The organism is Micrococcus lylae (assembly GCF_900163825.1).
Lineage (GTDB): Bacteria > Actinomycetota > Actinomycetes > Actinomycetales > Micrococcaceae > Micrococcus > Micrococcus lylae.
The window spans coordinates 32,882-54,822 of the sequence record NZ_FUKP01000020.1 but is presented as its reverse complement, the minus strand read 5'-3'; the positions used below and the strand labels follow the sequence as shown (position 1 = coordinate 54,822).

Sequence of the window (21,941 nt, the reverse complement as noted above, 5' to 3'; positions counted from 1 at the left end):
TCCCGTCCCCACGGACGGGTTTCGGCGGCGGTCCGGCGGCACCGCCGTCGTGGTGTCAGGGACCGCCCGGCCGGGCGGTCGAAGAACCGTGAAACAACGATCGGCAGCCGCCTGCGCACAGACGCGCGGGGTCCTACGGCCGCCACAGAAGGGATTCGACATGTCGTCCGTCGTGACCATGCGCCAGCTCCTCGACTCCGGTGTCCACTTCGGCCACCAGACCCGCCGCTGGAACCCCAAGATGAAGCGCTTCATCTTCACCGAGCGCAACGGCATCTACATCATCGACCTCCAGCAGTCGCTGACCTACATCGACCGTGCCTACGAGTTCGTCAAGCAGACCGTCAAGCACGGTGGCACCATCCTGTTCGTCGGCACCAAGAAGCAGGCCCAGGAGGCCATCGCCGAGCAGGCCAACCGCGTCGGCATGCCGTACGTGAACCACCGCTGGCTGGGCGGCATGCTCACCAACTTCCAGACCGTCTCCAAGCGCGTGCAGCGCATGAAGGAGCTCGAGGAGATCGACTTCGAGGACGTGGCCGGCTCGGGCCACACCAAGAAGGAGCTCCTCCTGCTCTCCCGCGAGCTGCAGAAGCTCGAGGCCAACCTGGGCGGCATCCGCAACATGTCCAAGACCCCCTCCGCCGTGTGGGTCGTGGACACCAAGAAGGAGCACCTCGCCGTGGACGAGGCCCAGAAGCTGGGCATCCCGGTGGTCGCCATCCTCGACACCAACTGCGACCCGGACGAGGTCACCTACCCGATCCCGGGCAACGACGACGCGATCCGCTCCGTCGCCCTGCTGACCCGCGTGGTCGCCGACGCCGTCGCCGACGGCCTGAGGGCCCGCTCCGGCAAGGGCGGCGACGCCTCCGCCGAGCCGATGGCCGAGTGGGAGCGCGAGCTGCTCGAGCAGCACAACGCCGAGAAGGCCGCCGAGGCCGAGCAGACCGAGGGTGAGGCCGCTGAGGCCGCCGCTCCGGCCGCCTCCGAGGACGCCGCCAAGGGCGAGTGACCCCGGACCGCCCCGGCGGGCGCCCAGCCGCACCCGCCGGGGTGGACCCCAGACATCAGCATCCCGCAACCACCCCATCCAACGGGAAGGACCGAACGAGCATGGCGAACTACACCGCTGCCGACATCAAGGCCCTGCGCGAGCGCACCGGCGCCGGCATGATGGACGTCAAGAAGGCCCTCGACGAGGCCAACGGCGACACCGACAAGGCCATCGAGATCATCCGCGTCAAGGGTCTCAAGGGCGCCACCAAGCGCGAGGGCCGCGCCGCGGCCGAGGGCCTCGTCGCCGCCACCGTCGAGAACGGCGTCGGCGTGATGGTCGAGCTGAACTGCGAGACCGACTTCGTGGCCAAGGCCGAGAAGTTCATCACCCTGGGCGACGTCGTCCTGAAGACCGCCGTCGACTCCGGCGCCGCCGACCTCGAGTCGCTGCTGGCCGCCGAGTACGAGGGCCGCACCCTCGGCGACCACGTCACCGAGGAGGGCGCCCTGATGGGCGAGAAGGTCGTCGTGCGCCGCATCGCCCGCGTCGAGGGCGCCTTCGTGGACGCCTACCTCCACAAGACCTCCAAGGACCTGCCGGCCCAGGTGTCCGTGCTCCTGGCCGTGGACTCCGACTCCGACGAGGCCAAGACCGCTGCGCACGACATCGCCGTGCACACCGCCGCCTACTCGCCGACCTACCTCACCCGTGAGGACGTCCCGGCCGAGACCGTGGAGAACGAGCGCCGCATCGCCGACGAGACCGCGCGTGCCGAGGGCAAGCCGGAGCAGGCCCTGCCGAAGATCGTCGAGGGCCGCCTGACCGGCTTCTTCAAGGAGATCGTCCTCGAGGACCAGCCCTTCGCCAAGGACCCGAAGACCACGGTGGGCAAGGTCGCCTCCGAGGCCGGCACCAAGGTCACCGGCTTCGCTCGCTTCCGCGTCGGCAACTGAATCACGCCGCGGCGCCTGCCGCTCGGTCCGCCCCTGATTCGGGGGTAGGATCGTAGCGATCCGAGCCCGCGCCGGTCCGCATGCACCGCATGCGGCCGCCACCGATGGCGGGGTGGTCACCAGCTCGGTGACCACCCCGCCGTTGTGTGCCCACACCTGGACAAGCCCGAGACGACGCCCCGAGGAGTCCCGCACATGGAGACGAACACCCACACCCAGTCCCTGCCGACCGTGACCGACGCCGCCACGGGACGCCGCCGCGTGCTGCTCAAGCTCTCCGGCGAGGTCTTCGGCGGCGGCAAGGTCGGCGTGGACCCGGACACCGTCCGCGGCATCGCGGAGCAGATCGCCGAGGCCGCCGAGTCCGTCGAGATCGCGATCGTGGTCGGCGGAGGCAACTTCTTCCGCGGCGCCGAGCTGTCCGAGAACGGCATGGACCGCCGTCGCGCCGACTACATGGGCATGCTCGGCACCGTCATGAACTGCCTCGCCCTCCAGGACTTCCTCCTCCAGGCCGGCGTCTCCACCCGCGTGCAGTCCGCGATCTCCATGGAGCAGGTCGCCGAGCCGTACATCCCGCTGCGCGCCATCCGCCACATGCAGAAGGGGCGCGTGGTGGTCTTCGGCGCCGGCACCGGCCTGCCCTACTTCTCCACGGACACCGTGGCGGCGCAGCGCGCCCTCGAGATCGGCGCGGACGAGGTCCTCATGGCCAAGTCCGGCGTGGACGGCGTCTACACCGCCGACCCGAAGAAGGACCCGAACGCCGAGCGTCTGGACCACCTCACCTACGACGAGGCCCTGCAGCGGGACATCCGCGTCATGGACCTGACCGCCATGACCATGTGCAAGGACAACGGCCTGCCCATGCGTGTGTTCGGGATGGAGGGCCCCGGCAACGTCACCGCTGCTCTGCGCGGCGACGGCATCGGCACCACCGTCACCCCCTGAGCCGGGGCCCGCCCGAGTCCGAGTCCCTGAATCCCACGTAGGATGGAGGGCAGCCACTCACCCACACGTCAGGAGACATCGTGATCCAGGAGACCCTGCAGTCCGCCGAAGAGCAGATGGGCCGCACCATCGAGGCCACCCGCGAGGACTTCGCCTCCGTGCGCACCGGCCGCGCCAACCCGGGCCTCTACTCCAAGGTGATGGTGGACTACTACGGCGCCATGACCCCGCTGCAGCAGCTGGCCTCCTTCACCACCACGGACGCCCGCACCCTGCTGATCACCCCCTTCGACGTGTCCGCGCTGCGCAACATCGAGAAGGCCCTGTCCGAGTCGGAGGTCGGTGCCAACCCGTCGAACGACGGCAAGGTCATCCGCGTGGTGATGCCGGAGCTCACGGAGGAGCGCCGCAAGGAGTACGTGAAGCTGGTCAAGCAGAAGGCGGAGGAGCACAAGATCTCCGTCCGCAACGCCCGCCGCAAGGCCAAGGAGGCCATCGACAAGGCCGTCAAGGACGGCGACGTCGGCGAGGACGAGGGCGCGCGCGGGGAGAAGGAGCTCGACGCCATGACGAAGAAGCACGTGGACCTCATCGAGGACATGGCGAAGAACAAGGAAGCCGATCTGCTCGAGGTCTGAGGCCCCGCCCGGGCCCCAGCGACGCCCCACCGGAAGCATCCAATGACCACAGCCGCGGAGACCCCCGCACCCCCACGCGGCGGCCGAGACCTCAAATCCGCCGTCCTCGTGGGGGTCGTGCTGTTGGGCGTCGCCCTGGCCGGCCTGATCCTGTGGGACTGGCTGCTGGCGCTGCTCATGGTGGTGCTGCTGGTCGCCGGCGTCACCGAGGTCGCGAATGCCGTCCGAGGCATCGGCCTGGACGTCCCCAAGCCCCCGCTGTGGATCGCGGCCGTCGCCCTGCCGCTGGCCGCGCTGCTGTGGGGAGTGGAGGCGCTGTTCATCGCCCTGCTGGGGTCGTTGATGCTGGTCTGCCTCTGGACGGAGGCCACTCGCCGCAGACCCACCGGCCAGATCATCCTGGCCGGCGTGTTCGCCGTGATGTGGGCCCCGTTCCTGCTCTCCTTCGGCGTCGCGCTGCTGGACCAGCCGCGCGGCAACTTCATGGTGGCCTGCCTGCTGCTGATGGTGATCGCCAACGACACCTTCGGCTACATCGTGGGCTACCGCTTCGGCAAGAACCCCATCGCGCCGCGCATCAGCCCGAAGAAGTCGTGGGAGGGCCTGGTGGGCTCGCTCCTCGGCGCGGTGCTGGTGGGCGTGGTGGCGGTGCCACTGCTGGTGGGCCAGCCCTGGTGGGTCGGCCTGCTGCTCGGCGTGTTCGCGGTGGTCGCCGCGACCGCCGGCGACTTCTCCGAGTCCATGGTCAAGCGTGAACTCGGAATCAAGGACATGTCCTCCCTGCTGCCGGGCCACGGCGGGGTCATGGACCGCCTGGACTCACTGGTGTTCGCCGCACCGGTGGCCTACACCCTCTTGGCCCTGCCCATCGCCTGAGCGGCGCCCCTGCCCAGGCACCTTCCCCTACGGCCGCCCCAGCGGCCCCTGACACCACAGGAGTGCGGATGTCGAAGAAGTCGCCTGATGACCTGAAGACCACCGTCGACCAGCCCTTCGAGCGCGTGGAGTCCGACGAGATCGGCTATGAGCCCAGCCACGTGGACGCCTTCATGGTGCGTGCCCGCAAGGCCTACGAGGGCGCCGGCGAGCTATCCGTCGAGGACGTCCGCCAGGCCCGCTTCGCCACCGTCAACGGCGGCTACGCCACGGACCAGGTGGACGACGCCCTGGACCGCCTCGAGGACGCCCTGGCGGACTCCGAGCGCGAGGCCTTCGTCTCCGAGCGCGGCGACGAGGACTGGGCCGTGATGCTCACCGAACGCACCGAAGAGCTGCTCGGCCGTGCCGACCGCGCCCCGGGCGAGCGGTTCCGCCGCCCGTCGCGCGCCGATGCCCAGTCCTATGACGTGGACCAGGTGGACGAGTTCTGCGACCGCCTCGCCGAGGCGCTGCGCGCCCCGGAGGGGGAGTCCGAGCTCGATGCGGACGACGTGCGCCGCGCCGCCTTCGCCGCCGCGGAGGGCCGCAAGGGCTACGAGGAGGGCCAGGTCGACGCGTACCTCGACGCGGCCGTGGACGTTCTGCTCCGCCGCGGCTGAGCCGCACACGAACTGTCCGGCAGCCCTACGCGGAGGGCTTCCGGCTGCCTCCGCGCGTGTTGTCAAGTCCTGTCCATGTGACTAGACTCACCCGGAGTCATCGGAGGTGACTGAGGCCACAACCGCGCCCGTGTCACCCGCCCCCGGACGGCGCCGAACACCTCCGGTGCCCGGTCACGAGAGTTGAGGACATGACGCAAGTCGATCTCCCCGCTGAGGCGGACATCCCGCAGTCAGAGCACCGCGAGTACCTGCAGGTGCTGGACGCCCAGGGCGTGCGCAGCGCCGAGCCCGAGTTGGACCCGTGGCTGGAGGACGTCGACGACGACGCCCTCTCCCAGCTGTACCGGGACATGGTCCTGATCCGCCGCCTCGACACCGAGGCCACCCACCTGCAGCGCCAGGGGCAGCTGGCCCTGTGGCCGCCGCTTCTCGGCCAGGAGGCCGCGCAGGCCGGCTCGGCCGCAGCGCTGCGCGAGGACGACTTCGTCTTCCCGTCGTACCGGGAGAACGGCGTCGCCCTGCTCCGCGGCGTGGACGCCCTCGGACTCATCCGCCTGTGGCGCGGCTCCACCTTCTCCGGCTGGGACCCGAAGGCCCACAAGGTGGCCGCCCAGCAGATCATCATCGGCGCGCAGGCTCTGCACGCCACCGGCTACGCCATGGGTGCCGCCATGGACGGGGACAAGTCCGCCACCATCGTCTACTTCGGCGACGGCGCGACCTCCCAGGGCGACGTCAACGAGGCCATGGTGTTCGCCGCCACCTACAAGGCGCCGGTCGTCTTCTTCTGCCAGAACAACCACTGGGCCATCTCCGAGCCGGTGACGCTGCAGTCGCCGCGGCACCTGGCCGACCGCCCGTGGGGCTTCGGCGTCCCGTCCCTGCGGGTGGACGGCAACGACGTGCTCGCCGTGCTGGCCGCGACCCGCCGTGCCGTGGAGCGCGCGGCGAACGGCGGCGGCCCGACCTTCATCGAGGCCGTCACCTACCGCATGGGCCCGCACACCACCGCGGACGACCCGACCCGCTACCGCTCGGACGAGGAGGTCGAGTCCTGGAAGGCCAAGGACCCGATCGACCGCGTGGCCGCCCACCTGCGGGCCAACGGCGTGGACATGGATGCCCTGGAGGCCGAGGCGACGAAGGAGGCCGACGCTCTCGCCGCGGACGTCCGCGCCGCTCTGGAGGTTCTCGAGGAGGCCGGCCCAGACGCCCTGTTCACCGAGGTCTACGCCGAGCCGCACCAGGAGCTCGCCCGCCAGCGCCGGGAGTCCGCGCTGTACCACGCCATGTTCGATGAGGAGGGCCAGGCATGAGCACCGAGAAGATGACCTTCGGCAAGGCGATCAACCGGGCCATGCACCGCGCGATGACGGACGACCCGAAGGTCGTCCTGATGGGCGAGGACATCGGCACCCTCGGCGGCGTCTTCCGCATCACCGACGGCCTGATCGACGAGTTCGGGGCCCAGCGCGTCATGGACACCCCGCTCGCCGAGTCCGGCATCATGGGCACTGCGCTGGGCCTGGCCTACCGCGGCTACCGCCCTGTCGTGGAGATCCAGTTCGACGGCTTCGTGTACCCGGCCTTCGACCAGATCGTGTCGAACCTGGCGAAGATGCGTGCCCGCACCGCCGGCAACGTGCAGCTGCCGGTCACCATCCGCATCCCGTTCGGCGGCGGCATCGGCTCCCCGGAGCACCACTCGGAGTCGCCCGAGGCCTACTTCATGCACACCGCCGGCCTGCGCGTGGTCTCGCCGTCCACCCCGCAGGAGGGCTACGACCTGCTCCGCGCCGCCATCGCCTCGGACGACCCGGTCGTCTACCTCGAGCCGAAGCGCCGCTACCACGACAAGGGCGAGGTCGACCTGGACGCCGAGATCCCGCCGATGGCCCCGGCCAAGATCGTGCGCGAGGGCAAGGACGTCACCCTGGTGGCCTACGGCCCGCTGGTCAAGACCGCCCTGCAGGCCGCCGAGGTGGCCGCGGAGGAGGGCATCGAGATCGAGGTGATCGACCTGCGCTCGATCGCCCCGATGGACTCCGGCCTGGTGGAGTCGTCCGTGCGCCGCACCGGCCGTCTGGTCGTGACCCACGAGGCCGGCCGCTCCGGCGGCGTCGGCGCCGAGCTCGTCGCCACCGTCACCGAGCGCTCCTTCCACTGGCTGGAGTCCCCGCCGGTGCGCGTGACCGGCTTCGACATCCCGTACCCGGCTGCGAAGCTGGAGGACTACCACCTGCCGGACCTGGACCGCATCCTCGACGGCGTGGACCGTGCCATGGGCCGACCCCACTCGCTCGACTCCGTGGACATGTTCGCCGCCCCCGAGACCGCCGCCGACTTCCTGGCCGCCCAGGCCCAGCAGGAGGGAACCCGATGACGAAGAAGATCTTCATGCTCCCCGACCTGGGCGAGGGCCTCACCGAGTCCGACATCACCTCGTGGCGCGTCTCCGTCGGTGACGCGGTCGAGGTGAACCAGGTGCTGGCCGACGTCGAGACCGCCAAGGCCGTCGTCGAGCTCTCCAGCCCCTATGCCGGCACCATCGCCGCGCTGCACGCCGAGGAGGGCGACACGGTGGACGTGGGCGCCCCGGTGGTGACCTTCGACCTCGGCGGCGACGACGGCGGCGACGACGCCCCCGCCTCCGACGGCGCCGAGGAGTCCGGCTCCGGTGACGGCCGCGTCCCCACCCTCGTGGGCTACGGCGCCGCCGCGGAGAAGGGTCGCCCGGCCCGCCGTGCCCGTCGTGGAGTCGGACAGGCCGCTTCGGCCGCCGCCACAGCCTCGGCCCCGGCCGCTCCGACCGAGGCCCCGGCCACGGCGCCCGCAGCCCCGGCCGCTGCCTCCGGCTCCGGCGAGCGTCCGCGCTCCACTCCGCCGGTGCGCCTGTACGCCAAGCAGAACGGCGTGGACCTGGAGACTGTGACCGGCACCGGCGCCCACGGCGTGATCACCCGTGCCGACGTCGAGGCGGCCATCAACGGCGGCTCCGCTGCCGGCCCGGCAGGCCCCGCGTCCGCCGCCGCACCGGCCGCCGCTGCCGCCGTGGGCGCAGCGGCCGGAGCCGTGCGCACCCTCGGCGGTCGCGAGCGCGAGGTGTCCGTCCCGGTCAAGGGTGTCCGCAAGGCCACCGCCGCGGCGATGGTGAACTCCGCGTTCACGGCCCCGCACGTGACCGAATTCCTGCAGGTGGACGTCACCGAGACCATGGAGCTACTCGCCGAGCTCAAGGCCTCCCGCGAGTTCCGCGACGTGAAGCTCACCCCGATGACCCTCACCGCCCGCGCCTGTGTGCTCTGCATGGAGCGCACCCCGGACGTCAATGCCCGCTGGGACGAGGCGGCCGGCGCCATCGTGCAGCAGAACTTCGTGAACCTGGGCTTCGCCGCGGCCACCCCGCGCGGGCTCATGGTCCCGAACGTCAAGGATGCCCAGGCCATGGACCTGCGCGGCCTGGCCGATGCGATCCGCGACCTCACGGACAAGGCCCGAGAGGGCACGCTGGCGCCGGCCGAGCTGACCGGCGGCACCTTCACCCTGACCAATGTGGGCGTGTTCGGCGTGGACGCCGGCACCCCGATCATCAACCCGGGTGAGGGCGCGATCCTCGCCCTCGGCCAGGTCCGGAAGATGCCGTGGGAGCACAAGGGCGAGATCGCCCTGCGCGACGTCATGACGCTCTCCCTGTCCTTCGACCACCGCTTCGTGGACGGCGAGCAGGGCTCCCGTTTCCTCGCGGACGTCGGCGCCATGCTGCGCCGCCCGGGCATGACCCTCGCCATGGTCTGACCCGCACCGACTGCGCTCCATCCCGCGCACCGTCAGAGCGAAGGGCCCCGGAACCGTGTGGTTCCGGGGCCCTTCCGTGTCCGTTCCGGCCCGCCAGGGTCGGGGAGGAAAAGCACGACGACGGCCGCCCGCCCCGCGCTCCCGCCTCACCGGGGTCGGAGGGCGGGGCTCACTCTCCGGTGAGCTCGAGGATCTCCTCGGTGACGATTTCGGCGCGGGCGTTGGAGAAGACCTTCTCCTGGCCGACGACCTCGAAGCCGCGGCGCTTCAGGACCTTCTGGGAGCCGACGTTGTCCGTGGGCACGTGGGCGCGGACCGGGCGCTCTGCGAAGTCGGCGAGGAACTCGTCCACGGCCGCGGTGGTGAGGCCTCGGCCCCAGTATTCGCGGGCGGTCCAGAAGGACAGCTCCGGGATGCCGTCCTCGCGGGAGCAGACGAGGGCTCCGGCGGCGCGGCCCTGTTCGTCCTGGATGGTCTTCACCTGCGTCTTCTCGTCGTTCAGCAGGTGGTCCCAGTGGTAGTCGAACACGCCCCGATCCTTCGGATTGCGCGGGGCGAACGCGGACATCACGTTGGCCTCGTCGTCCTGCTGGTGGGCGAAGAACTCGTCCAGGTCCTCGGGGCGGACATCTCGGAGCGACACGGCGGTGGACCTCTCTGTCACGGTGCGGTCTGCGGTCGCCGTCCGTCGGCACGGACGGGTGCGGCGGGTGCTGATCACGCTACCACCGCGGACCGGGCGCGCAGGGCGCCCCAGGCCATGGCGATCAGGGCCGGGCGGCGGGTGCGGCGGTCCGCGGGGGAGCGGCGCACAGAGCGCGGGGTGGAGTTGAGCAGGCCGAAGACGGCCTGGGCGCGGAAGACGGCGGCGGCCTCGTCCTCGTCCGGGTGGAGGACGCCGATGTGCTCCGCCCAGAGGTCGATGTACGCGCGCTGCACGCGGATCAGGTCCTGGCGCTCCTCGTCCGGCACCGAGCCGAGGTCCCTGTCCTGGACGCGGATGACGTCACGGCGGTGCAGGGCGAAGTCCGTGTGGAACTCGACGAGCGCCTCGAGGGCGTGCTCGCCGGGGCGGCGGCCGGCCACGGCGGCGCGGCCTCCGTCCAGCAGGCCGTGGGAGGCGCTCTCCAGGATCTGCGTCAGCACGGCGGCCTTGCCGCGGAAGTGGCGGTAGATGCCCGGGCCGGAGATGCCGCAGGCCGCGCCGATGTCCTCCAGGCGGACGGACTCGAAGCCGCGCTCGGCGAAGAGCCTCGCGGCGGCGTCGAGCAGGTCCTGGCGTCGCTGGGCCTTGGCCGCCTCCCGGGCGGTGACGGGCTCGGCGACGCTGGAGCTGCGGGGCGTGGGCATGCGGACCATCGTAACGGGCACGTCGGCGCGGCCCGGCGGGCGACGGTCGGGCGGTCCGGCGGTCCTCACGGGCCCGGCGCCCGGCATGCTGTGATGTGGACGACATGGGCATCGGGACAGTAGACTCGACCCTGGTCTTCCAGTTAATCGCAATTCACTGAGTTGGAGGTCGGGCATGTCCGTCCTGTCCACGCGCGCCGTCCCCGAGTCCGCGGAGTTCGCGGACAACGTGGCCGGTCACGCCGAGCTCGAGAAGAGCCTGCGCGAGATCGTCGCGCGCACGGCCCTCGGCGGCAGCGAGAAGTCCCGTCAGCGCCACGTCTCCCGCGGCAAGCTGCTGCCCCGCGAGCGCGTGGACCTGCTGCTGGACGAGGGCTCGCCGTTCATGGAGGTCGGGGCGCTGGCCGCCCACGGCATGTACGACGGCGACTCCCCGGGGGCCGGCATGGTCGCCGGCATCGGCCTGGTGCACGGCCGGACCGTGATGGTCGTCGCCAACGACGCCACCGTCAAGGGCGGCACGTACTACCCGATGACCGTGAAGAAGCACCTGCGCGCCCAGGAGATCGCCCTCGAGAACGCGCTGCCCTGCGTGTACCTGGTGGACTCCGGCGGCGCCTTCCTGCCCCGTCAGGACGAGGTCTTCCCGGACCGCGAGCACTTCGGCCGCATCTTCCGCAACCAGGCGCTGCTGTCCTCGAAGGGCATCCCGCAGATCGCTGCGGTGTGCGGTTCCTCCACTGCCGGCGGCGCCTATGTGCCGGCCATGTGCGACGAGACCGTGATCGTCCGCAACCAGGGCACGATCTTCCTCGGCGGCCCGCCGCTGGTGAAGGCCGCGATCGGCGAGGACGTCACCGCCGAGGAGCTCGGCGGCGGCCGGCTGCACGCCGAGGTCTCCGGCGTGGCCGACCACCTGGCGGACGACGACACCCACGCGATGCAGATCCTCCGGGACATCGTGGCGACCCTGCCCCGCCCGAACGAGCCGGCCTGGACCGTGGTGGACCCTGTCGAGCCCGCCGTGGACCCGGAGCAGCTCACCGGCGTCGTCCCCGTGGACGTCAACGCGGCCTATGACGTGCACGAGGTCATCGCACGGATCGTGGACGGCTCCGAGTTCCACGAGTTCAAGGCCGGCTACGGCACCACTCTGGTCACCGGCTTCGCCCGGATCGACGGTCACCCGGTGGGCATCGTGGCGAACAACGGCATCCTCTTCGGCGAGTCCGCCCGCAAGGGCGCGCACTTCGTGGAGCTCTGCGACCAGCGCGGCGTCCCGCTGCTGTTCCTGCAGAACATCTCCGGCTTCATGGTCGGCCGGGACGCGGAGGCCGGCGGCATCGCCCGGGACGGCGCCAAGATGGTCACCGCCGTGTCCACCTGCCGGGTGCCCAAGCTGACCGTGGTGATCGGCGGCTCCTTCGGCGCCGGCAACTACGCGATGTGCGGCCGCGCCTACTCGCCGCGCTTCCTGTGGATGTGGCCGAACGCCCGCATCTCCGTCATGGGCGGCACCCAGGCGGCCTCCGTGCTCACCCAGATCAAGCAGGACGCCCGCGAGAAGGCGGGCGAGGAGCTGATGAGCGCCGAGGAGTCCGAGGCCTTCGCCGCCCCCATCCGCGCCCAGTACGAGGACCAGGGCAACCCCCTGTACTCCACCGCCCGCCTGTGGGACGACGGCATCATCACCCCGGGCCAGACCCGCCGCGTGCTGGCCATGGCCCTCGACGTCGTCTCCCGCCAGCCCCTGCCGGACACCCAGTTCGGCCTGTTCAGGATGTGATGCCCGTGTCCGAGAAGCTCTTCGACACCGTCCTGGTGGCCAACCGCGGCGAGATCGCGGTCCGCGTCATCACCACCCTGCAGCGCCTGGGCATCCGTGCCGTCGCCGTCTACTCGGATGCGGACGCGGACGCCGCCCACGTGCGCCTGGCGGACGAGGCCGTGCGGCTCGGCCCCGCCCCGGCCCGCGAGTCCTACCTGGACATCGACGCCGTGGTGGCGGCGTGCAGGGCCACCGGCGCCCAGGCCGTCCACCCCGGCTACGGCTTCCTCTCCGAGAACGCGGACTTCGCCCGTGCCCTCGATGCCGCCGGCGTGGTCTTCATCGGCCCGCCGGTGTCCTCCCTGGACGCCATGGCGGACAAGATCCGCGCCAAGGAGACCGTCTCCGCCTACGGGGTGCCCGTGGTCCCGGGCATCGCGGACCCGGCCCTCACCGACGAGCAGATCATCGCCCGGGTGGACGAGGTCGGCTTCCCGCTGCTGATCAAGCCGTCCGCCGGCGGTGGCGGCAAGGGCATGTTCGCCGTCCACTCCAAGGACGAGCTGCCCGGCGCCCTGGCCTCGGCCCGCCGCACCGCGTCCAACGCGTTCGGCGACGACACCCTGCTGCTCGAGCGCCTCATCACCTCCCCACGTCACATCGAGGTGCAGGTCTTCGCGGACTCGCTCGGCACCACCGTGCATCTGGCCGAGCGCGAGTGCTCCCTGCAGCGCCGCCATCAGAAGGTCATCGAGGAGGCACCGGCCCCGCTGCTCACCGCCCACGCAGACGGCGAGGCCCTGCGCGCCCGCCTCGGTGACGCCGCCGTGCAGGCCGCCACCTCCGTCGGCTACGTGGGCGCCGGCACCGTCGAGTTCCTCGTCTCGGACGACAACCCGGACGAGTTCTTCTTCATGGAGATGAACACCCGCCTCCAGGTGGAGCACCCGGTCTCCGAGGAGGTCGTCCGGGTCCGTGGCGAGCAGCAGGACTTCGTCGAGCTGCAGGTCCGCGTCGCCGCCGGCGAGCCGCTCGGCTTCGTCCAGGAGGACGTGACCGTCGAGGGCGCGGCCGTCGAGGCCCGCGTCTACGCAGAGGACCCGGCGAACGGCTTCCTGCCGTCCACCGGGCAGGTGCTCACCTTCGTGGCCCCGCAGGGCGAGGGCGTCCGCGTGGACTCCCTGATGCATGTGGAGGACCCGGACTCCCAGCCCGAGGTCACCGGCTTCTACGACCCGATGATCGCCAAGGTCATCACCCGCGGCGCCGACCGTGCCGAGGCCATGGAGCGCCTCGACGCGGCCCTGAAGGACACCGTCCTCACCGGCGTCACCTCCAACCTCGCCTGGCTGCGCCACCTGGCGGCACTGCCCGAGGTGCGGCAGGGCCGCCTGACCACCACGATGATCGACGGCATGGACGAGTGGTCCGCCCCCGAGCTGGACGCGGACACCCTCGCCGCCGCGGCCGGCGCGCTCGCCGAGGTGGACGTGGACACCGCCCACGAGGGCGCGGCGAGGCAGACCTTCGCCCGTCCCCGCGGCGGCCACGGCGCCTGGGCCGCGGGCGACGCCTGGCGCTCCGTCGGCGCCCCGGCCCCGACCCTGTCCGTCGAGGTCGACGGCGTCCGCCACAGCATCAGCCCGGTGCCCGTCGTCGCGGAGGAGGCGGACGAGCACGGCGCGGCCACGGACGCCCCGGAGCCGGCCGTGGACGCCGCGGAGATCCTGGTGCACCCGGCCGACCCGCGCACCGCCTGGGTCCGCCGTGACGGGTTCACCTGGCGAGTCCACCGCCAGACCCGCGCCGAGCGCCTCGAGTCCGCCCGCTCCGCCGCGGCCGCCCGCCTCGTCCCGGGGGGCGCCGGCTCCCCGGAGGCCCGGACCCCGATGCCGGGCACCGTGGTGGCCGTGCACGTGGCCACCGGCGACCGCGTGGAGGCCGGTGCGCACCTGGCTGACGTCGAGGCCATGAAGATGGAGCACCCCATCACCGCTGCTCTCGCCGGCACCGTGACCGTCCACGTGTCCCAGGGCGACTCCGTCCCGGCCCAGGGCCTCGTGGCCACCGTCGAGCCGGACGCCGCCGAGGCCCCGGCCCAGGACGCCTGACCCGACCGGGACGGTCCGCGGCCCCGCCGTCGCGGACCGTCCTGCCACCAGCACACCCCATCGACCAGACCGACCCGGCGCCCCGGCGCCGCACGGACGAGAAGAACAAGGAGCAGCCCCATGGCCAGCCCGAACCATCGCACCCTGCCCGCCCTGGACGAGGACTACCAGGCCCTCTCCGACACCGTCCGCGAGTTCGCGGACGAGGTCGTCGCCCCGGTCTCCGCCGAGCTCGACGAGAAGCACGAGTTCCCGTACGAGATCGTCGCCCAGATGGGCGAGATGGGCCTGTTCGGCCTGCCGTTCTCCGAGGAGTACGGCGGCATGGGCGGCGACTACTTCGCCCTGGCCCTCGCGCTCGAGCAGCTCGGCCGCGTGAACCAGTCCGTGGCCATCACCCTCGAGGCCGGCGTGTCCCTCGGTGCCATGCCGCTGTACAAGTTCGGCACCGACGAGCAGAAGCAGACGTGGCTGCCGGACCTCGTGGCCGGCAAGCGCCTGGCCGGCTTCGGCCTCACCGAGCCGAACGCCGGCTCGGACGCGGGCGGCACCCAGACCACCGCGAAGCTGGAGGACGGCAGCTGGCGCATCAACGGCGCCAAGGAGTTCATCACCAACTCCGGCACCGACATCACCTCGCTGGTGACCGTCACCGCCGTCACCGGCACCGTCGAGGGCAAGACCGGCCCGGACGGCAAGCCGGTCAAGGAGATCTCCACGATCATCGTCCCGTCGGACACCGAGGGCTTCACCGCGGCCAAGGCCTACAACAAGGTCGGCTGGAACTCCTCGGACACCCACCCGCTGCACTTCTCCGACGCCGTCGTGCCGGAGGAGAACCTGCTGGGCACCCGCGGCCGCGGTTTCGCGAACTTCCTGTCCATCCTGGACGAGGGCCGCATCGCCATCGCCGCGCTCGCCACCGGCGCCGCCCAGGGATGTGTGGACGAGTCCATCGCGTATGCGAAGACCCGCACCGCCTTCGGCCGGAACATCGGCTCCTACCAGGCCGTGTCCTTCAAGATCGCCCGCATGCAGGCCCGCGCCCACGCCGCCCGCCTGGCCTACTACGAGGCCGCGCAGAAGATGCTGGCCGGCAAGCCGTTCAAGACCGAGGCCGCCATGGCCAAGCTGATCGCCGGCGAGGCCGCCATGGACAACGCCCGCGACGCGACCCAGGTGTTCGGCGGCTACGGCTTCATGAACGAGTCCCTGGTGGCCCGCCACTACCGAGACTCGAAGATCCTCGAGGTCGGCGAGGGCACCACCGAGGTGCAGCTGATGCTGATCGCCCGCGAGCTGGGCCTCTGACGTGGCCGAGCAGATGAAGCACGACGACGGCCGCCCGGCTGCCGAGGACCCCTCGCCCACGGCGGAGGGCACTGAGGGCGCCCGGGGCGCCGGGAGCGCCCCGGCCGAGCCCGAGGTGATCGAGCAGCGTGGCCGCTACGCGGACGAGATGGCGGTCGGCCAGGTGTACCTGCACCGTCCGGGCCGCACGCTCACCGAGGCGGACAACGTCCTGTTCACCACGCTGACCATGAACCCGCAGGCGCTGCACCTGGACCACGCGTTCGCGCAGTCGCAGCCGTTCGGCAAGCCGCTGATGAACTCGATGCTGACGCTGTCCACGCTGATCGGCCTGTCCGTGGGGCAGACCACGCAGGGAACGCTCGTGGCGCAGCTGGGGCTGGGGGAGATCTCCTTCCCGCACCCGGTCTTCCCCGGGGACACCCTGTACGCCCGCTCCACCGTGACGGCGATCCGCGAGTCCTCCTCGCGTCCCGGACAGCGGATCGTGACCTTCGACCTCGAGGGGACGAACCAGGACGGCACGGTCGTGGCCAAGGCCCAGCGCACCTGCCTGATGTGGACACGGCAGGCGCACTGCGCCGCCGAGTCCGACGCCTGAGCGCACGGGGCGCCGCCCGGAAGCCGGGCGGCGCCCCGCCTCCTGCCCTCCCACCGACCTCTGCGAAGGAGCAGACCGATGACCGAGATCGCCGCGAAGGCCTGCACCCTGGGCCCGGCCGTCATGTTCACCCCGGCGGACCGCCCGGAGCGGTACGCCAAGGCCCTGGATCGCGCGGACGCGGTGATCCTGGACCTCGAGGACGCCGTCACCGCGGCGGACCGTCCCGCCGCCCGCGAGGCCGTGGCCGCAGCGTGGACCGAGCGGGCGTCCCAGGGCATCGACGCGGACCGCGTGGTGGTCCGCGTGAACCCGGTGGACACCGAGGACCACGCCGCGGACGTGGCCATGCTGAAGGAGACCGGCTGGCGGACCCTCATGCTCGCCAAGGCCGAGTCCGCCGCCCAGGTGGACCGTCTGGTGGAGGCGCTGGGGGAGGACACCCGGGTGGTGGCCCTCTGTGAGACCGCCCGGGGCGTGCTCGCCGCCGCCGAGCTGGCCGCACACCCGCACGTGACCGCCCTGATGTGGGGAGCCGAGGACCTTGTGGCCTCCATGGGAGGCACGTCCTCCCGCACCGTGGACGGCGCCTACCGTCAGACGGTGGCCCACGCCCGCTCCACCGTGTTGCTGGCCGCGGCCGCGCACGGCGCCGCCGCCTGGGACGCGGTCTACCTGAACCTCAAGGACCCGGACGGCCTGGCCGCCGAGGTCGAGGACGCCGTGGCCGTCGGCTGCCGCGCCACCGTGTGCCTGCACCCGAACCAGGTGGCCGTCGTCCGCCAGGGCTACCGTCCCACTCACGAGCAGGTCGCCCGTGCCGAGGCGATCCTCGCCGAGGCGCGGAACCACCCGGGCGCCTTCGCGTTCGACGGCGGCATGGTGGACGAGGTCGTCCTCGCCCAGGCCCGTATCACGCTGGCCCGCGCCGGCCGCTGAGGCCCGGCAACGCCCCTGGTGGGTGCCGTGAGGGTGGGGCACGTCACGACGGCGTCACATGAATACATATCCTTGACTCGGGAAATGGGGTATTTCAGGATGACCGTGATCCGGGTCACATGAACCGGAGGCTCGCACACCTTTGGAGGAGCACCCTCATGGCCCCACCTGACACCGCAGCGTCCGCCCCCACGCCGGCCCAGTTCCGTGCCGCCCAGAGTTCAGAGGAGTTCGGCGAGCTGCGCCGCACGCACCGCAGCTTCGTCTGGCCGATGACCGTGGCCTTCCTGGTCTGGTACGTCCTCTTCGTGGTGCTCGGCGCCTTCTTCCACGACGTCATGTCCATCCGCCTGATCGGCAACATCAACCTGGGACTGGTCCTGGGCCTGCTTCAGTTCGTCAGCACGTTCGCCATCACCGCGGCCTACGTGCAGTTCGCCAACAAGAAGCTCGACCCGCGCGCCGCCGCGATGCGCGAGCGGCTCGAGGCCGAGGCCGGCGACGGCCGCCACGGTGAGGAGGAGATCCGATGAGCACCGTCATGCCCCTGCTCGCCGGCGAGACCGTCGGCACCCCGTGGGTGAACATGCTGATCTTCGGCATCTTCGTCGCCGGCACCCTCGTGATCGTCCTGCGGGCGTCGAAGAACACCGCCACCGCGGCGGACTACTACGCCGGCGGACGTGCCTTCACCGGCACCCAGAACGGCACCGCGATCGCCGGCGACTACCTGTCCGCCGCGTCCTTCCTGGGCATCGTGGGAGCCATCGCCCTCTACGGCTACGACGGATTCCTCTACTCCATCGGCTTCCTCGTCGCCTGGCTGGTCGCCCTGCTGCTCGTGGCCGAGCCGCTGCGCAACACCGGCAAGTTCACGATGGCCGACGTGCTCTCCTTCCGCCTGCGCCAGCGCCCGGTGCGCATCGCGGCGTCCCTGAACACCCTGGCCGTCTGCCTGTTCTACCTGCTGGCCCAGATGGCCGGCGCGGGCGCCCTCGTCTCGCTGCTGCTGGGCATCGACTCGAAGCTCGGCCAGTCCCTGGTCATCGTCATCGTCGGCGCGCTGATGATCCTCTACGTGCTGGTCGGAGGCATGAAGGGCACCACCTGGGTGCAGATCATCAAGGCGATCCTGCTGGTCACCTCGGTGATCGTCATGACCGTCTGGGTCATGGCCCTGTTCGGGTTCAACCTCTCCGCGCTGCTCGGCGGCGCCGTGGACGGCCATGGTGGCGACGAGGCCATCCTGGATCCGGGCCTGCAGTACGGCGCCTCGGCCGTGTCCCAGCTGGACTTCGTCTCCCTGGGCCTGGCGCTGGTGCTCGGCACGGCCGGCCTGCCCCACGTGCTGATGCGCTTCTACACGGTCCCCACCGCCAAGGAGGCCCGCAAGTCCGTGGTCTGGGCGATCATCCTGATCGGCCTGTTCTACCTGTGCACCCTGGTGCTCGGCTACGGCGCCGCCGCCATGATCGGTCCGGAGCGCATCTCCGCGGCCCCGGGCGGCCAGAACTCCGCGGCCCCGCTGCTGGCCTTCGAGCTCGGCGGCTCCCTGCTGCTCGGCATCGTCTCGGCCGTGGCGTTCGCAACGATCCTTGCGGTGGTCGCCGGTCTGACCATCACCGCCGCGGCCTCCTTCGCCCATGACATCTACTCCTCGGTGATCGCCAAGGAGCATGTGAGCCCGGAGAAGGAGGTGAAGATCGCCCGCCGCACCGTGCTGGTGATCGGTGTGCTCTCGATCCTCGGCGGCATCGGAGCCCAGGGGCAGAACGTCGCCTTCCTCGTGGCGCTCGCCTTCGCCGTGGCCGCCTCGGCGAACCTGCCGACCATCGTGTACTCGCTGTTCTGGAGGGGCTTCACCACCCGCGGCGCCCTGTGGTCCATGTACGGCGGCCTGATCACGGCCCTGGTGCTGATCGTCCTCTCGCCGGTGATGTCCGGCTCGGAGACCTCGATGATCCCGGGTGCCGACTTCGCGGTCTTCCCGCTGAAGAACCCGGGCATCATCTCGATTCCGCTGGCCTTCTTCCTCGGCTGGCTCGGCTCCGTGACGGAGAAGCGCACCGAGGATCCGGACAAGCAGGCCGAGATGGAGGTCCGCTCCCTCACCGGCGTCGGTGCCGAGAAGCCGGTCGACCACTGATCGCCTGACCGGGCCCACGCCCGCCACGACCCGCGGGGTCGGACCGTCACGGTCCGGCCCCGCGGGTCGTGCCAGGAAGGATCCGTAGGATGGCCGGGTGAGCATCGCCGACGTCTCCTCCGCAGCCGCCCCGTCCGCCTCCGCCTCCGCCGAGGGGGCGTCCGCCGCGTCCGTGCCGGCCTTGCGCCGGGTGGCACTGGTGGGCTCGACCGGGTCGATCGGCACGCAGGGCCTGGAGGTGATCGCCGCAGCCCCGGAGCGCTTCGCCGCCGTCGCGCTCGCCGCGGGCACGAATGTGCAGCTGCTGGCCGAACAGGCCGTGGCCACCGGCGCGGAGGCCGTCGGTGCGGCGTCCGCCACCGAGGAGCAGGTGCGCTCCGCGCTGGCCGCGGCCGCCGCCCGGGCCGGTGCCCCCGTTCCGGACCCCGAGGTGTTCGTCGGGCCCGAGGCCGCCGAGCGGATCGCCGCCTGGCCCGGCGCGGACACCGTGCTCAACGGCATGACGGGCTCCATCGGCCTGCGGCCCACCCTGGCCGCCCTGCACGCAGGCCACCGCCTGGCCCTGGCCAACAAGGAGTCCCTGATCGTCGGCGGCGCGCTGGTGAAGCAGGCCGCCGCGCCCGGGCAGATCGTCCCGGTGGACTCCGAGCACTCCGCCCTGGCCCAGGCGCTGCTGGGCGGCACCCCCGCCGAGGTCCACCGCCTGGTGCTCACCGCCTCCGGCGGCCCGTTCCGCGGCCGCACCCGCGCCGAACTCGAGCACGTGACCCCCGCCGAGGCGCTGGCCCACCCGACCTGGGACATGGGCCGGGTGGTCACCACCAACTCCGCCTCCATGGTGAACAAGGCGCTCGAGGTGATCGAGGCCCACCTGCTCTTCGACGTGCCGCTGGAGAAGATCGACGTGGTGGTCCACCCGCAGTCCGTGGTGCACTCCATGGTCGAGTTCGTGGACGGCTCCACCCTCGCCCAGGCCTCCCCGCCGGACATGCGTCTGCCGATCGCGCTCGGCATGGGCTGGCCCCACCGGGTGCCCGGAGCCGCCTGCGGCTGCGACTGGACACAGGCGACCTCCTGGACGTTCGAGCCGCTCGACGAGGAGGCGTTCCCGGCCGTCGCCGCCGCGAAGGCCGCCGCCGCGGCCTCGCCCACCCACATGGCCGTGTTCAACGCGGCGAACGAGGAGGCCGTGGACGCCTTCCACGACGGGCTGCTCTCCTTCCCCGCGATCGTGGACACCGTCCGCGCCGTGGTGGACTCCTACGACCCCGCCGCCGTCCCTGGCGTGGGGGAGGAGCTCACCGTGGAGTCCGTGCTGGCGGCCGAGGCGTGGGCCCGCGAGGCCGCGCGCGGACGGTGGTGAGCATGGAGATCCTCTGGTTCGTGGTCGGCGTGCTGGCCATGGCGGTCGGCCTCGCCGCCTCCATCGCCCTGCACGAGGTCGGCCATCTCGTGCCCGCCAAGCTCTTCGGCGTGCGCGTCACGCAGTACATGATCGGCTTCGGCAAGACGATCGTCTCCTGGCGCCGAGGGGAGACCGAGTACGGCTTCAAGGCCATCCCGCTCGGCGGCTACGTCTCCATGGTGGGCATGCTGCCGCCGCCCAAGGACGGGCAGGCGGCCCGCACCGCCTCCACCGGACTGGTCCAGCAGATGGGCCAGCTGGCCCATGACGCCCGCGCCCAGGCCGCCGAGGAGCTCACCGCCGCCGACGAGGGCCGCCAGTTCATCCAGCTGCCGGTGTGGAAGCGCATCGTCATCATGCTCGGCGGCCCGTTCATGAACCTGCTCATCGCCCTCGTGCTCATGACCGTCCTGGTCATGACCGTCGGCACGGCGACCCCCACCACCACGGTCTCGGAGGTCTTCCGCTGCGTGGTGACCTCGCAGGAGCAGCAGTCGCGCGCCGAGGCCGGCCAGGCCGACTGCCGTGACACCGACCCGGTGGCCCCGGCCCACGCCGCCGGCCTCGAGCCGGGGGACACCGTGACCAGCTTCGACGGGCATCCGGTCCACACCTGGGACGAGCTCTCCGCCGCCATCCGCGCCCGCGCGGACCAGCCCACCGCCATCGAATGGACCCGGGACGGGCAGGCCATGTCCGGCACCCTGACCCCGCGCCTGACCGAGCGTCCCGTCACCGACGCCCTCGGCCGCCCCGAGCGTGCCCCGGACGGCACCGCCAAGACCGAGCAGGTCGGGTTCATCGGCATGGGCTCGCAGATCGAGAACGTGCGCGGCACCCCGCTGGACGCCGTCGAGCAGGTCGGCGTGCAGATCCGCGGCGTCGTGGACGTCGTCCTGGTGCTGCCGCAGCGCCTCTGGGACACCGCCGTCGCCGTGGTCACCCCGGTCGAGCGCGACCCGAACGGCCCCATGTCCGTGGTGGGCGTCGGCCGCATCGCCGGCGAGGCCGCCGCCCTCGAGGACGTGCCCCTGCAGGACAAGGGGGCGCTGCTGCTGTCCCTGCTGGCCAGCGTGAACATCGCCCTGATGGTGTTCAACCTCATCCCGCTGCTGCCCCTGGACGGCGGCCACGTGGCCGGCGCCCTCTGGGAGAAGCTGCGCCGCGGGTTCGCGAAGCTCACCGGACGCCCGGACCCCGGCCCGTTCGACCTGGCCACCATGCTCCCGCTCACCTACGTGGTCGGCGCGGCCATGCTCGCCATGGGCGTCATCCTCATCGTCGCGGACATCGTCAAGCCGATCCGGCTCTTCTGAACCGGCCCCGCACCCGAAGTGCGCCGCCGGTGCAGGGCGGGCTGCCGTCGTCGTGAAGCCGCCGGAGGGACACGGAGAGGCGAGGGTCACCCGGGGCCTGCCCTGCGGCCCCACAG

At 71.7% G+C, this 21,941-nt stretch carries 20 protein-coding genes; 18 read left to right on the top strand and 2 right to left on the bottom strand.

Translation table 11 applies throughout. From position 1 onward, the window contains the following. The first annotated feature begins 160 nt into the window (after positions 1-160). The 9 genes from rpsB to FM125_RS03530 all read left to right on the top strand — a co-directional run bounded on the left by rpsB (position 161) and on the right by FM125_RS03530 (position 8,878). Entirely contained in the window at positions 161-1,015 is an 855-nt protein-coding gene (gene rpsB / locus FM125_RS03570; RefSeq protein ID WP_087133653.1) for a 30S ribosomal protein S2, read from the top strand. Between the two features lie 101 nt (positions 1,016-1,116). Continuing rightward, positions 1,117-1,953: a translation elongation factor Ts gene (gene tsf, locus FM125_RS03565; RefSeq protein WP_070638471.1), complete on the top strand. Its 837-nt coding sequence runs from the start codon at positions 1,117-1,119 to the stop codon at positions 1,951-1,953. A 195-nt stretch (positions 1,954-2,148) separates the two neighbouring features. Then, the gene (gene pyrH / locus FM125_RS03560; RefSeq protein ID WP_067189779.1) at positions 2,149-2,904 is read left to right on the top strand and encodes a UMP kinase; all 756 of its coding nucleotides are present in this window, start codon (positions 2,149-2,151) and stop codon (positions 2,902-2,904) included. An 80-nt stretch (positions 2,905-2,984) separates the two neighbouring features. Next, positions 2,985-3,542 (top strand): ribosome recycling factor, encoded by a 558-nt coding sequence (gene frr, locus FM125_RS03555; RefSeq protein ID WP_067189781.1) that lies wholly within the window; start codon positions 2,985-2,987, stop codon positions 3,540-3,542. A 42-nt stretch (positions 3,543-3,584) separates the two neighbouring features. Further along, positions 3,585-4,418 carry a phosphatidate cytidylyltransferase gene (locus tag FM125_RS03550; RefSeq protein ID WP_070638466.1) on the top strand — a complete coding sequence of 278 codons (834 nt, stop codon included), beginning with the start codon at positions 3,585-3,587 and terminating at the stop codon, positions 4,416-4,418. A gap of 68 nt (positions 4,419-4,486) precedes the next feature. Further along, on the top strand, positions 4,487-5,080 hold the full coding sequence (locus tag FM125_RS03545; protein WP_070638463.1) for a DivIVA domain-containing protein: 594 nt from the start codon (positions 4,487-4,489) through the stop codon (positions 5,078-5,080). 191 nt (positions 5,081-5,271) lie between these two features. After that, positions 5,272-6,399, top strand: coding sequence for a pyruvate dehydrogenase (acetyl-transferring) E1 component subunit alpha (gene pdhA / locus FM125_RS03540; RefSeq protein ID WP_067189787.1), 1,128 nt, complete (start codon positions 5,272-5,274; stop codon positions 6,397-6,399). Beyond that, a complete protein-coding gene (locus FM125_RS03535; RefSeq protein WP_067189789.1) occupies positions 6,396-7,466 on the top strand; it encodes an alpha-ketoacid dehydrogenase subunit beta in 1,071 nt (356 codons plus the stop codon). Before pdhA ends, FM125_RS03535 begins: the two co-directional genes overlap by 4 nt. After that, positions 7,463-8,878: a dihydrolipoamide acetyltransferase family protein gene (locus FM125_RS03530; RefSeq protein WP_087133652.1), complete on the top strand. Its 1,416-nt coding sequence runs from the start codon at positions 7,463-7,465 to the stop codon at positions 8,876-8,878. The genes FM125_RS03535 and FM125_RS03530 overlap by 4 nt, the downstream gene beginning before the upstream one ends. Before the next feature lie 169 nt (positions 8,879-9,047). Here FM125_RS03530 and FM125_RS03525 read toward each other — a convergent pair whose 3' ends face one another. Both FM125_RS03525 and FM125_RS03520 read right to left on the bottom strand, forming a co-directional pair. Beyond that, entirely contained in the window at positions 9,048-9,521 is a 474-nt protein-coding gene (locus tag FM125_RS03525) for a GNAT family N-acetyltransferase (protein ID WP_082739721.1), read from the bottom strand. A 74-nt stretch (positions 9,522-9,595) separates the two neighbouring features. Continuing rightward, complete coding sequence (locus FM125_RS03520; RefSeq protein ID WP_067189792.1) at positions 9,596-10,228, bottom strand: TetR/AcrR family transcriptional regulator; 633 nt, start codon at positions 10,226-10,228, stop codon at positions 9,596-9,598. A gap of 175 nt (positions 10,229-10,403) precedes the next feature. Here FM125_RS03520 and FM125_RS03515 point away from each other — a divergent pair, with 175 nt between their 5' ends. The 9 genes from FM125_RS03515 to FM125_RS03475 all read left to right on the top strand — a co-directional run bounded on the left by FM125_RS03515 (position 10,404) and on the right by FM125_RS03475 (position 21,825). Further along, complete coding sequence (locus FM125_RS03515; protein ID WP_067189794.1) at positions 10,404-12,014, top strand: carboxyl transferase domain-containing protein; 1,611 nt, start codon at positions 10,404-10,406, stop codon at positions 12,012-12,014. Continuing rightward, entirely contained in the window at positions 12,014-14,107 is a 2,094-nt protein-coding gene (locus FM125_RS03510; protein ID WP_070638457.1) for an ATP-binding protein, read from the top strand. Before FM125_RS03515 ends, FM125_RS03510 begins: the two co-directional genes overlap by 1 nt. A 120-nt stretch (positions 14,108-14,227) precedes the next feature. Further along, positions 14,228-15,418, top strand: a complete 1,191-nt coding sequence (locus FM125_RS03505) for an acyl-CoA dehydrogenase family protein (protein ID WP_070638454.1) — start codon at positions 14,228-14,230, stop codon at positions 15,416-15,418. A gap of 1 nt (position 15,419) precedes the next feature. After that, positions 15,420-16,019 (top strand): MaoC family dehydratase, encoded by a 600-nt coding sequence (locus FM125_RS03500; protein WP_342743397.1) that lies wholly within the window; start codon positions 15,420-15,422, stop codon positions 16,017-16,019. Between the two features lie 78 nt (positions 16,020-16,097). Further along, the gene (locus tag FM125_RS03495) at positions 16,098-16,958 is read left to right on the top strand and encodes an HpcH/HpaI aldolase/citrate lyase family protein (protein WP_067189800.1); all 861 of its coding nucleotides are present in this window, start codon (positions 16,098-16,100) and stop codon (positions 16,956-16,958) included. A gap of 158 nt (positions 16,959-17,116) precedes the next feature. After that, positions 17,117-17,491, top strand: a complete 375-nt coding sequence (locus tag FM125_RS03490; RefSeq protein WP_070638451.1) for a DUF485 domain-containing protein — start codon at positions 17,117-17,119, stop codon at positions 17,489-17,491. Next, positions 17,488-19,104 (top strand): solute symporter family protein, encoded by a 1,617-nt coding sequence (locus FM125_RS03485; RefSeq protein WP_087133650.1) that lies wholly within the window; start codon positions 17,488-17,490, stop codon positions 19,102-19,104. Before FM125_RS03490 ends, FM125_RS03485 begins: the two co-directional genes overlap by 4 nt. A 172-nt stretch (positions 19,105-19,276) precedes the next feature. Then, the gene (gene dxr / locus FM125_RS03480; RefSeq protein WP_087133666.1) at positions 19,277-20,467 is read left to right on the top strand and encodes a 1-deoxy-D-xylulose-5-phosphate reductoisomerase; all 1,191 of its coding nucleotides are present in this window, start codon (positions 19,277-19,279) and stop codon (positions 20,465-20,467) included. A gap of 2 nt (positions 20,468-20,469) precedes the next feature. Beyond that, the gene (locus tag FM125_RS03475; protein WP_180525326.1) at positions 20,470-21,825 is read left to right on the top strand and encodes a M50 family metallopeptidase; all 1,356 of its coding nucleotides are present in this window, start codon (positions 20,470-20,472) and stop codon (positions 21,823-21,825) included. The last annotated feature ends 116 nt before the right edge of the window (positions 21,826-21,941 follow it).

Bases quoted from the DNA above. Each gene is read 5' to 3' on its own strand.
- FM125_RS03495 (WP_067189800.1), top strand. From the start codon at position 16,098: ATGACCGAGATCGCCGCGAAGGCCTGCACCCTGGGCCCGGCCGTCATG.
- rpsB (WP_087133653.1), top strand. From the start codon at position 161: ATGTCGTCCGTCGTGACCATGCGCCAGCTCCTCGACTCCGGTGTCCAC.
- FM125_RS03510 (WP_070638457.1), top strand. From the start codon at position 12,014: ATGCCCGTGTCCGAGAAGCTCTTCGACACCGTCCTGGTGGCCAACCGC.
- tsf (WP_070638471.1), top strand. From the start codon at position 1,117: ATGGCGAACTACACCGCTGCCGACATCAAGGCCCTGCGCGAGCGCACC.
- FM125_RS03515 (WP_067189794.1), top strand. From the start codon at position 10,404: ATGTCCGTCCTGTCCACGCGCGCCGTCCCCGAGTCCGCGGAGTTCGCG.
- pyrH (WP_067189779.1), top strand. From the start codon at position 2,149: ATGGAGACGAACACCCACACCCAGTCCCTGCCGACCGTGACCGACGCC.
- FM125_RS03485 (WP_087133650.1), top strand. From the start codon at position 17,488: ATGAGCACCGTCATGCCCCTGCTCGCCGGCGAGACCGTCGGCACCCCG.
- pdhA (WP_067189787.1), top strand. From the start codon at position 5,272: ATGACGCAAGTCGATCTCCCCGCTGAGGCGGACATCCCGCAGTCAGAG.
- FM125_RS03505 (WP_070638454.1), top strand. From the start codon at position 14,228: ATGGCCAGCCCGAACCATCGCACCCTGCCCGCCCTGGACGAGGACTAC.
- FM125_RS03550 (WP_070638466.1), top strand. From the start codon at position 3,585: ATGACCACAGCCGCGGAGACCCCCGCACCCCCACGCGGCGGCCGAGAC.
- FM125_RS03490 (WP_070638451.1), top strand. From the start codon at position 17,117: ATGGCCCCACCTGACACCGCAGCGTCCGCCCCCACGCCGGCCCAGTTC.
- FM125_RS03520 (WP_067189792.1), bottom strand. From the start codon at position 10,228: ATGCCCACGCCCCGCAGCTCCAGCGTCGCCGAGCCCGTCACCGCCCGG.
- FM125_RS03535 (WP_067189789.1), top strand. From the start codon at position 6,396: ATGAGCACCGAGAAGATGACCTTCGGCAAGGCGATCAACCGGGCCATG.
- FM125_RS03545 (WP_070638463.1), top strand. From the start codon at position 4,487: ATGTCGAAGAAGTCGCCTGATGACCTGAAGACCACCGTCGACCAGCCC.
- FM125_RS03475 (WP_180525326.1), top strand. From the start codon at position 20,470: ATGGAGATCCTCTGGTTCGTGGTCGGCGTGCTGGCCATGGCGGTCGGC.
- FM125_RS03530 (WP_087133652.1), top strand. From the start codon at position 7,463: ATGACGAAGAAGATCTTCATGCTCCCCGACCTGGGCGAGGGCCTCACC.